Annotated in this window: 11 protein-coding genes; all 11 read right to left on the bottom strand. The window is 49.9% G+C overall.

All coding sequences use genetic code 11. The annotated features are described in order from the left end of the window. Window positions 1-2: 2 nt before the first annotated feature. Window positions 3-977 (bottom strand): chemotaxis protein CheW, encoded by a 975-nt coding sequence (locus tag ABYK60_RS13925; protein WP_372872624.1) that lies wholly within the window; start codon window positions 975-977, stop codon window positions 3-5. Next, window positions 961-1,752, bottom strand: a complete 792-nt coding sequence (locus ABYK60_RS13930; RefSeq protein ID WP_372872625.1) for a ParA family protein — start codon at window positions 1,750-1,752, stop codon at window positions 961-963. The genes ABYK60_RS13925 and ABYK60_RS13930 overlap by 17 nt, the downstream gene beginning before the upstream one ends. A gap of 36 nt (window positions 1,753-1,788) precedes the next feature. Continuing rightward, on the bottom strand, window positions 1,789-2,244 hold the full coding sequence (locus tag ABYK60_RS13935; protein WP_372872626.1) for a membrane anchored protein in chemotaxis locus: 456 nt from the start codon (window positions 2,242-2,244) through the stop codon (window positions 1,789-1,791). Beyond that, window positions 2,237-3,355 (bottom strand): chemotaxis response regulator protein-glutamate methylesterase, encoded by a 1,119-nt coding sequence (locus tag ABYK60_RS13940; protein WP_372872627.1) that lies wholly within the window; start codon window positions 3,353-3,355, stop codon window positions 2,237-2,239. The genes ABYK60_RS13935 and ABYK60_RS13940 overlap by 8 nt, the downstream gene beginning before the upstream one ends. 30 nt (window positions 3,356-3,385) lie before the next feature. Next, the gene (locus ABYK60_RS13945; RefSeq protein ID WP_372872628.1) at window positions 3,386-5,668 is read right to left on the bottom strand and encodes a chemotaxis protein CheA; all 2,283 of its coding nucleotides are present in this window, start codon (window positions 5,666-5,668) and stop codon (window positions 3,386-3,388) included. Window positions 5,669-5,683: 15 nt separating this feature from the next. Beyond that, complete coding sequence (locus ABYK60_RS13950) at window positions 5,684-6,427, bottom strand: protein phosphatase CheZ (RefSeq protein WP_372872629.1); 744 nt, start codon at window positions 6,425-6,427, stop codon at window positions 5,684-5,686. A gap of 13 nt (window positions 6,428-6,440) precedes the next feature. Continuing rightward, window positions 6,441-6,824, bottom strand: a complete 384-nt coding sequence (cheY, locus tag ABYK60_RS13955; RefSeq protein WP_372872630.1) for a chemotaxis response regulator CheY — start codon at window positions 6,822-6,824, stop codon at window positions 6,441-6,443. Between the two features lie 45 nt (window positions 6,825-6,869). Further along, entirely contained in the window at window positions 6,870-7,589 is a 720-nt protein-coding gene (locus ABYK60_RS13960; protein ID WP_372872631.1) for an RNA polymerase sigma factor FliA, read from the bottom strand. Continuing rightward, entirely contained in the window at window positions 7,582-8,463 is an 882-nt protein-coding gene (locus ABYK60_RS13965; protein ID WP_372872632.1) for a MinD/ParA family protein, read from the bottom strand. The genes ABYK60_RS13960 and ABYK60_RS13965 overlap by 8 nt, the downstream gene beginning before the upstream one ends. 4 nt (window positions 8,464-8,467) lie before the next feature. Next, the gene (flhF, locus tag ABYK60_RS13970; protein ID WP_372872633.1) at window positions 8,468-9,862 is read right to left on the bottom strand and encodes a flagellar biosynthesis protein FlhF; all 1,395 of its coding nucleotides are present in this window, start codon (window positions 9,860-9,862) and stop codon (window positions 8,468-8,470) included. Window positions 9,863-9,874: 12 nt separating this feature from the next. Next, on the bottom strand, window positions 9,875-10,406 hold a 532-nt coding region (locus ABYK60_RS13975; RefSeq protein WP_372872634.1), incomplete at its 5' end, for an FHIPEP family type III secretion protein.

Consider the following 10,406-nt stretch of genomic DNA (forward strand, 5'->3'; position numbering starts at 1 on the left):
CCTCAGTTAATAGGATCCTGACAACCTAAACCCGCATTGAGCATTTGGATAAGTGCTTTTACATTCAAAATTCCGCACATTTGCTCTTTTACCACACCGGCAAGCCAGGGGCGTTTACCCGCAGTTGTTCGCCAGTTGACTTCAGATTGCTTAATACGTACCGAGTTGACCAAAGATTCGCAGGCCAATCCCCAGTTACTGTCTTCTAATAATACAAGATATTGATAATTTACGTTTTGCGCCAGTTCTTCGTCATATTTTTCGGGCATAACCCACGCGCAGGTGTCTACCAGGTTAAGTTGTGAGTCTCTGTGCGTCTGAACCCCTAAAAACCAATCAGGCCGTCCAAAGATCTGGTTGATTCGCTCAACCTTGACGATGCCCCCCAAGCTGACCAAAGGCACCGCCAGTGTCAAACCTGCCACTTTAAAGAATAGTACCTGAAACTCATCATCGAGCTCGGCCTGTAAATCTTTTGTAATGCTTGGCGGCGTCACGCCGGTTTGGGTCTGGAGTTGTGGTGGCGACTGGGCAGCTTCACTGGCAGGTGGGCTGACTTTCTCTGCTGGCTTTGTTTCAGGCAACAGTACAGGTTTAGCTTTGGCAACCGGTGCTGGCGCCGTCACTTGCTTGGATACAATTGCTTCTGTGACTTGTTTCTCATCAAATACTGGTGCCAGCAATTTTTCCAATGCGGCCTTATCAACTGAGTTTTTATCAGCAAGGTGACTATCAAGAACCTGAGCTGTACGCTGCTCAGTTAAACGTGACACACTGAAGGCGGGCTTGGTTAACGGAGTTGGCGAGCTTTTTTCAGGCGCACGTTCACCAGACAGGTCTTTCGAGATTCGCGACGAATCAGCTTGTAAAACCTGAGTTTTGGCCGATGTTTTATCCGGGACGGATTCAGTAGCGGCTTCTTCGCTCAGCAACAGGCGAAAAAAATCGACCACTGTCTCATCAACAGATTTTGACATGATCAAATTCTCCGGCCATCAAATAATCCAGCAACCGCTCGTAAGCCTTAATCCCTCGGGAAAATGCCGCATAATGAGACGCAGGTAAATGAGCCAGACTGGCATCACGGAATTTGGTATCCACTGGAATTACATCCGGCCACAGTGCAGCCCCATGTAACTGAGCCAGATTTTCAAGCGCGGCGGGCGAAGCTTTAGTGCGCCTGTCGTACATGGTAGGGACAACCGTGAAACTATATTTGGTACTTTTGGAACGTCCCATCAGCTCCATGGTTTTAATCATGCGATCAAGCCCCTTGATCGCCAAAAATTCAGTTTGAACCGGAATAACAATATGTTGGCTGGCTGCCAATGCATTCACCATCAATACGCCGAGTACGGGAGGACAGTCAATCAAGGCAACATCGTAATCGTCTTCCATCAGCTTGAGCAGGTTACGTAACACCAATCCCATTCCTTCCTGATGCCCTAGCGCTCTGTCCAGTGTGGCCAGCGCCATGGTGGCGGGAATAAGATCCAGGTTTTCAACCAACGTAGGCACTATATGCTGACGAATGGTGTCCTTGGTAAGTGATTTGTGAGCAAGAAAAACATCGTAAAGAGAACCCGGCACCTCTTCTGAATCAATGCCCAAATAATAGCCCAGCGATGCATGAGGATCTGTATCCACCATCAATACCCGCTTGCCCCGCTTGGCGAGAAGCCCGGCAAGGCTGGCAACTGTGGTGGTTTTACCTACACCACCTTTTTGGTTTGCAATCGTCCAGACTTTCAAGTCTCAGGCTCCCGGATGCGCGTTCATTATTGTTATTCAGTTTTTCTCTTCCCGGGTCGTAACCCGAATACCACCATGGGGCAATACTATCACCTTAACCCCATCCTCATTTTCCGACTCAAGCTTTTGGTTCGAAGTGTTGGGAAGCTGCGCATCCGATGCTGAACCAGGCTTACTCACTGCATCAATCTCTGTGTTTACTGCTTGAGCAGAGGCGTCGCCGTAAGGCGGTTGGCTCACCGGCTCCATCCGCTGAAGCAATTGCTGCGTTTGCGATGGATGCGACTCAAGCCAGGCAGCCAAAGCTTCTGCTTGCCCCTCCGGCACCATCAACAGCACCTGACTGGCCTCGAGCTCACTGTTTTTTGCTTCAAGACTGGCAAACTTGTGCCGTAGATCAAAATACAAGCCGGTCATTACGACACAGGCTACCAGCAGCACAAAACACATAAGCAGACCCCATAGTGGCAATCTTTGCTGCTTATCAGCCACGGCCAGACTCTTTCAATATTGATTCAGCCATGTTATCCAGAGAAATCGATTGGGTCGAAATCCCCGCAACCGCGACCGCCTGTGGCATGCCATACACAACGCAACTGGCCTCATCCTGAGCCCAGATTGTGGCACCAACGCTTTTAAGCATACGAGCCCCTTCGCGACCATCAGCCCCCATTCCGGTAAGCACCACGGCCAGCACGTCTCCGCCGTAGGCTTTTGATGCAGAGGCAAAGGTGATATCCACACATGGCTTGTAATTCATATCCGCACTGCCAGCAACGATTTTGAGCCTGCCTGTTGCGCCTGATTTTTCTATCATCATTTGCATGCCCCCGGGTGCAAGGTAAGCACAACCCGGTTGAAGCACATCACCATTAACCGCCTCTTTAACAGAAATGCGACAGAGCCCATTAAGACGCTGCGCAAATGCAGGCGTGAAAGCTGCGGGCATATGCTGGATCAGTAGAATGGGCAAAGGGTAATTGGCAGGAAAAGCTGTCAGTACTTTTTGCAGCGCGACAGGCCCACCGGTAGAGGTGCCAATTGCCAAAAGGCGGTAACTTTTACCGCTGGCCCTGATAGCAGTGCCGGTTGCAGCAGAGGGTGCGCCTCTTTGTGGCAAGTTGGCAGGCGGTCTGGACCCTATTGTCGGCCGCGCGGCAGGCTCTGGTGCCGCTGTTGGCCGTGGGCTCAGGGGTCTGAATACACGACGGCGTCCCAACGCTTTTACGCGCTGTTGCAACAGCTTAGTCGCTTCGTCCTTATTGGTAGCAATATCTTCAAAGCGTTTTGGCAAAAAGTCCAATGCGCCAGCGTCCAATGCATCCAATGTTGCCTTGGCACCATCGTGGGTTAGCGAAGAAAACATCAAAATAGGCGTGGGCACCTTCGCCATGATTTCTCTGACAGCGGTGATCCCATCCATTACCGGCATTTCAATATCCATGGTAATGACATGGGGTTTATGTTCCTGCGCCATTCTGATGGCTTCCATGCCATTGGATGCCGTTGCAACTACTTCCAACTCAGGGTCCTGATTCATGATTTCACTGACCCTGCGACGGAAAAAGCTTGAGTCATCAACGACCAATACTTTTATTGTCATTTATTGTCCTGCCAAATACATTCGTGCGCTCTACTTCCTTCTGGCATAGTGTTTAAGCAGTCCGGGCACATCGAGAATCAACGCAATTCCACCATCTGATGTAATAGTCGCACCGGCCATCCCGGGAGTCCCATGCAGCAGCGCCCCCAAGGGTTTAATCACCACTTCTTCCTGGCCAATCAATGCATCAACCACAAAACCAATTTGCATGGTACCAAGCTGTACTATCACCACATGACCATGCTTTTTGTCACCGTGCTTAAAATTGCGCTTGACGCGGCTGAGCCAAGTTTCGAGGTAAAACAATGGCACGGCCTTGTCCCGGACGATGACTGTAAGCTGACCATCAACAATATTGGTTTTGGTGAGATCCAGATGAAAAATCTCATTCACGCTGGACAAGGGTAAGGCAAATACTTGTTTCGCTACCTCAACCATCAGCGTTGGCATAATCGCCAGAGTCAATGGCACCTTGATCTCCAGCACAGTGCCCTTGCCTTTCATAGAATCAATATGAACGGTGCCGTTAAGTTGGGTGATACGTGTTTTCACTACGTCCATACCCACACCACGGCCAGAAATATCAGATATTTCTGTCTTTGTTGAGAAACCGGGCGCAAAAATCAGGTTATATGCTTCGTGATCAGACATCCGGGCTGCAGCATCTTCATCCAATACGCCCCGTTTAATGGCGATAGACTTCAGCTTATCCGGATCCATACCAGCACCATCATCTTCAATTTTCAGAAGAATGTGGTCACCTTCCTGGCTGGCAGACAGCGTTATGGTACCAGATCTGGGCTTACCGTTGGCAGCACGATCGGCTGGCATTTCAATGCCGTGATCCACAGAGTTGCGCACCAGGTGCACCAAGGGGTCAGCCAGGGCTTCAACCAGGTTTTTGTCCAGGTCAGTTTCTTCACCAACCAAAATCAGATCAATTTCTTTGTTGAGACTACGAGCAAGATCACGCACTACGCGGGGAAAACGACCAAATACCTTCTTGATTGGTTGCATGCGGGTTTTCATTACCGCTCCCTGCAAATCTGCAGTTACCAAATCAAGATTGGCCAGCGCCTTTGACATCTCTTCGTCTTCACGGGTTACACCCAAACTAACCAGGCGGTTACGAACCAGCACCAACTCACCAACCATATTCATGATTTGGTCGAGCCTTGCGGTATCTACCCGTACAGTGGTTTCCCCCTGAGGCACACTGTTTCCTGGTGCAGCTGCCTTGGCAGGTGCAGGTGCTTGAACTTTCTCGGCCGGCGCTACTGCCTTTGGCGCTGCCGGTGCGGCTGGAGTTGGCTTTGGCGCTGCAGCAGTGGTCGCCTGAGCGGCCGGCGCTTTGGGTGCAGAAACGACTGGCGGCGGAGATTGAACCAGCTCCTTACCAGGTCCGGCACCTTTGCCATGGAGCTCGTCCAGCAGCTTCTCAAACTCATCATCGGTGATTTCATCGGTATCAACTTGATCAGCCGGACTTGCCGCAACCTTAGCGGGTTCTTTTGCCTCTGTTGCTTTAAACTTACCTGCTCCATGTAACTCATCAAGCAGTGCTTCAAACTCATCATCGGTAATTTCGTCGCCAGACGGCTCGGAAACGGGCACTGAAGAAGCAGAAGACGACGCGGGTGCAGCTGAGGCCTTTGTTGCAGTTTCAGCCCCAGGCCCTTTTCCACTTCCGTGAAGCGCATCGAGTAATGCCTCAAATTCTGCTTCATTAATGTCGTCTATTCCGCCATCAGCAGAAGCTGAGGAGCCAAACTCGCCGCTATCTGAAACTGCAGCATCCTCACCAAAAAGAACATCATCAGCCATAGAAGCAGGCTGCTGTGGAGCGTCGAATAAGTCAACGCCAGAAATGTCCTCTGTTGCATCAACCGAAATTTGCTCCGCGCCTCCTTCTGAGGGCAGCGGTTCACCTGACGCCAACAGCTTCAGTTTATCCAACAATTCGGCCGATGCAGGCTCCTGTTCCTGTCCTGCCTGAGTTTGAGCAAACATGGTATTAATGGCATCAACGGCCTGAAGGATGATATCCATCAATTCAGCACTTACATGACGCTTGCCTGTTCTCAGGAGGTCGAAGGTGTTTTCCGATTCATGACAAACGTCCACCATCGGCGCCAAACTCAGGAAGCCTGCTCCGCCTTTTACTGTGTGGAATCCACGGAAAATGGCGTTGAGCAGATCTGTATCTTCCGGGTTATTTTCCAGAGCAACCAACTGCTCTTGCAGCAACTCCAGAATCTCACCGGCTTCAATCAGAAAGTCCTGCAGGATCTCTTCATCAACATCAAATGCCATTAAATTGACTCCTTATCAGAAACCCAAGCTGGACAGAAGATCATCAACTTCGTCCTGGCCGGTAACTACGTCCTGGCGAAGCTCTGCGTTCATAATCGGTCCTTCGGCTTCTATCGTATTGGTGCTTGGGCTTCGTGGGGGGGTATCAGTGATAGGTTGCTCACCAAACACTGTCAGCATGGACACCAGACTATTTTCAACTTCCCTGACCAAATCAATTACCCGTCTGATCATCTGGCCGGTCAAATCCTGGAAGTCCTGCGCCATCAAAATTTGATTCAGCAGCTCCCTAAGCCTTTCGGAATCCTGTTCACTTCGGTTCATCAATTGCTGAACATCATGGCAAAGGCTTTTAAACTCTGAAAGCGCTATATCACGCCGCATCAGCTTATCCCAAGCAGGCGTAACAGTTTGAATATGATTGATTAAGGCATCGGCCAGTGGCAGACACTCTTCAACAGCGTCCATGGTTTTGTTGGCTGCCTGCTCTGTCATATCTATGACATAGTTCAGGCGTTCTTTGGCATCGGGAATATCAACACTGGCAAGCTCTGCCAGTCGATTATCCAACTGAAAATCCACCAAAGCACTGTGAAGTTGACGAGTCAGCTTACCAACTTCGTCAAAGAGTTCTTTTTGAATGGGGGCTGCCAATTCGCGGATCAGCAAATCGGCTTTTTCCTGCTCTCCGCCGCTAAGCAGCGCGACAAGTTCCTGTGCCTGTTCGAGACTAATGAGCCCTGATGTTTGTGCCTGCATAGCTCATCCTTGCTCAACCAAGTCGTTCGAAGATCTTATCCAGCTTCTCTTTCAGTGTCGCGGCGGTAAAAGGCTTGACGACATATCCATTTACCCCGGCCTGAGCGGCAGCGATTATCTGTTCGCGCTTGGCTTCTGCGGTCACCATCAGTACTGGAATGTGCTTCAGGCTATCGTCCGCACGGATAGCTTTTAGCAAATCGATACCCTGCATGCCGGGCATATTCCAGTCTGTAACCACAAAGTCAAAATCGCCCTTCTGAAGCATGGGCAAGGCGGTTGAGCCATCATCTGCTTCCTGGGTGTTGTTAAATCCCAAGTCTCGCAACAAGTTCTTGATGATGCGTCTCATCGTTGAAAAATCGTCAACAATGAGAATCTTCATATTCTTGTCCAAGGTTTCCTCCGGTGAGCTGACACTCTTACTGCTCAATATTATGAATTATACGTGTGTCCAATGCTTGAGTTTGCCCTTGAGCCTGAGCATTGCCTGACTGTGGATCTGGCATACGCGCGACTCACTGACTTCAAGAATGGCACCTATTTCTTTTAAATTCAGTGCTTCATCGTAATAAAGCGACAACACCAATGCATCTCTTTCGGGCAATTGACGAATAGCATCTGCAAGCGCTTGCTGAAACTGGCCACCGGCCAAATCGTCATAGATGTCGTCTGTTTGTTCTCCATCAGGTACCAAGACATCCTGTGACACGCCCAAATCTTCTATCCCTATGATTTTTCCCACGGAAACATCATTGAGGATATGATGATATTCATCCAGCGACATATCAAGTCTTTCGGCTATTTCGCTGTCGCGTGCATCCCTTCCCAGTTCCTGTTCCAACTCATCTATCACCTGGGCGACTCTTCGCTGATTACGATGCACCGAACGGGGAACCCAGTCACCCTTACGTATCTCATCCAGCATGGCACCACGAATACGGATACCTGCGAAGGTTTCAAACTTGGCTCCCTTTGCCCCGTCAAACTTGGCGGATGCTTCCAACAGCCCAATCATGCCGGCCTGGAGTAAATCGTCCAACTGTACGGATGCGGGTAATCTGGCCAACATATGGTGCGCGATTCTTTTTACCAGCGGTGCGTACTGTTCAACGATGGAGGTTTTATCCTCCATGGAGGTATACGCCGCGGCTTTATTCACTCGCTCTGTCCTCTTGATATTCAGGACGATGAACCAGACGTTCGACAAAAAACTCCAGATGACCACCAGGCTGCTGAGGTATTGGCCAGCTCATCACTTTATTTGCCAGACCATGATACGCAATCGCTGCGGGTGACTTCGGATAAGCTTCTACAATCAATTTTTGCTTACGTACTGATTTTCGCAAGTTTTCATCGAAGGGAATTGTCGCTACCAATTCCAGTGCCACGTCCAGAAAACGGTCAGTCACTTTGCTCAGTTTAGCAAACAGTTCCATCCCTTCACGAAGACTACGAACCATATTTGCGACAATTTTGAACCGGAACACACCGTGCTCTCGGCTGAGGATTTTAATTAGGGCATAGGCATCTGTAATAGAGGTGGGCTCATCACAAACCACCACCAGTACGTCCTGGGCGGCGCGGGAAAAACTGAGCACCATATCTGAGATACCCGCAGCAGTATCTACTATCAGCACATCGAACTGCGTTCGCATTTCGCTGAATGCACGTATAAGACCTGCATGCTGAGCAGACGTCAGCTCTACCATAGCCTGGGTCCCAGATGTGGCTGGTACAATACCAATACCTTTTGGGCCACGCAGGATTATGTCGTCAAGTTCAGCGTCACCCGACAACACATGGGAAAGGTTTTTTTCGGCGCGAAGCCCCAGCATTACGTCAACGTTGGCCAGCCCCAGGTCAGCGTCTAAAACCAACACACGCTTTCCCTTTTCTGCCAGAGCCACAGCCGTGTTGATTGATACGCTGGTTTTGCCTACCCCACCTTTGCCGCCGGTCACGGCAATGACTTTTACTTTTTCGTTATATGGCTGATTCATCATACGTAAACCGCTTGCTTGATCACGGGTCATAGCTTTACTCAAACGCACAGGCCGTGTTATCCGACCAAAAATGATTATCGATCCCCTGATTATCTGATTCATTCAGGGCATCCAAAGCCTGCTTTGCCAATGCCAGAGTGTCTGCAACCTGCATATCCTCGGGCACTCGCTGGCCATTGGTAACATAACTCAATGGCAGTCCACTCTGGATCAGGGCACTCAGGGCACCTGCCAAAGATACTGACTCATCCAGTTTGGTCAGCACCGCGCCAGACAGTGGGATGCGTTTAAAATGATTTACTGCATCCTGAAGCACCCGACGCTGCGATGTAGCTGACAATACCAGATAACTGCGAATCGGCAAGGCGCTGTTTGCCGTTAAATTATCCAGTTGCTCAACCAATCGCATATCACGCTGTCCCATGCCGGCTGTATCTATCAATACTAGCTTGCGATTGCGCAGCTGATAAAGAATTTGTTGCAACTCATTGAGATCATGAGCTTGCTTTACAGGACATCCCATGATTTTGCCATAAGTTGCCAATTGCTCAAAGGCTCCGATGCGATAATGATCTGTCGTGATCAGTGCTACCTGATCGGCTCCATGATGAGCGGCAAAACGGGCTGCTATCTTAGCAATCGAGGTAGTTTTACCCACACCGGTAGGGCCAACAAATGCGACAACACCACCACGCCTGACTATGTCATCCCCTTGATTATCAAGCATATTAGCCAAGCTTTGAGGTAAAGCCTTTACCAATTCTGCTGGGGAGTAGTGTTCTGACAAACCCGCCAATTTCGCAGCAACAGAGGGGGAGAATTCCGCATCCAACAACCGTGACTCCAACATGGCCCCGACTGGATCATGACGCTTTTTTTGTTCCATCATCAGTGCAGAAACCTGATGAGTCAGCAAATTACGCAGTGATACCAACTCTTCTTTCATCGCATCGAGTTCTACCTGCTGACGGCCGCATTGGCGTGATTTTTCCGCTTCCGGCGTAAAAGTCGCCTGACGAGGCGCTTGCTTCTCCTTGGGCGACGCTGGCATTTCCAGTCCCCGCGCCCAGGCAGGCATGTCATCATCCTGCACAGAACGTCCCATTTGCTGGTTCATGCGGCTTTGTTGACGTTCCAAAAGTGCCTGCAGAGAATCTGCTGGTTGTTCGTTAATTTTTTGACGGGTAGTTTTAACCGGTTGGCTTGCGCCCAATGAAACTTTGTCCTCTGATACCTGATCAAATGGATTGGGAACGGACGCCCTTTTATCAAGAGTTGGCTTGGGTTCGTCGTAATCGACTGCTGCAACGATTTCTATACCGCCTGTGACTTTTTTATTGGACATTATCACAGCATCAGCACCGAGGGTGTCTTTGACCTGAGCCAGAGCAGCACGCATATCTTTGGCAAAAAAACGTTTGATTTTCATTCAACTACCCTCTTACTGGCCTACGGCTGACACAATTCTTATCTGCTTCTCATCGGGAACTTCCTGATAGGAAATCACCCTCAGATTGGGAATGGTGTACTTCACAAAACGAGACAGTGTCGCGCGAAGCATTCCCGACGTCAGCAGGATTGCAGGTTGCCCTACCATTTCCTGCCTCTGAGCGGCGTCAGCCAGTGACTGTTGCATCCGCTCGGCCAATCCGGGTTCGATATTGGGACCATCGCCCCCTGACGCCTGCATGGACTGATGCAACATTTGTTCCAACTCTGGCGCCAAAGTTATGACAGGAATTTCTGTCTCAGGGCCGGCTATTTCTTGAACGATCATGCGTTTAAGAGCAATACGCACCGCGGCAGTCAGTACTTCAGTATCATTGGACTTAGGACCATACTCCAACAGGGTTTGGACTATGGTACGCAAATCCCGGACAGATACGCCTTCGTTCAACAAATTCTGCATGACCTTCACAACATTGCCCAATGACATCACATCGGGAATGAAGCTATCGACCAGTTTTGGAGAT

Source organism: Shewanella sp. (genome assembly GCF_041630135.1).
In the GTDB taxonomy this organism is placed as follows: domain Bacteria; phylum Pseudomonadota; class Gammaproteobacteria; order Enterobacterales; family Shewanellaceae; genus Shewanella.

Bases quoted from the DNA above. Each gene is read 5' to 3' on its own strand.
- ABYK60_RS13950 (WP_372872629.1), bottom strand. From the start codon at position 6,427: ATGCAGGCACAAACATCAGGGCTCATTAGTCTCGAACAGGCACAGGAA.
- flhF (WP_372872633.1), bottom strand. From the start codon at position 9,862: ATGAAAATCAAACGTTTTTTTGCCAAAGATATGCGTGCTGCTCTGGCT.
- ABYK60_RS13925 (WP_372872624.1), bottom strand. From the start codon at position 977: ATGTCAAAATCTGTTGATGAGACAGTGGTCGATTTTTTTCGCCTGTTG.
- ABYK60_RS13945 (WP_372872628.1), bottom strand. From the start codon at position 5,668: ATGGCATTTGATGTTGATGAAGAGATCCTGCAGGACTTTCTGATTGAA.
- ABYK60_RS13965 (WP_372872632.1), bottom strand. From the start codon at position 8,463: ATGACCCGTGATCAAGCAAGCGGTTTACGTATGATGAATCAGCCATAT.
- ABYK60_RS13940 (WP_372872627.1), bottom strand. From the start codon at position 3,355: ATGACAATAAAAGTATTGGTCGTTGATGACTCAAGCTTTTTCCGTCGC.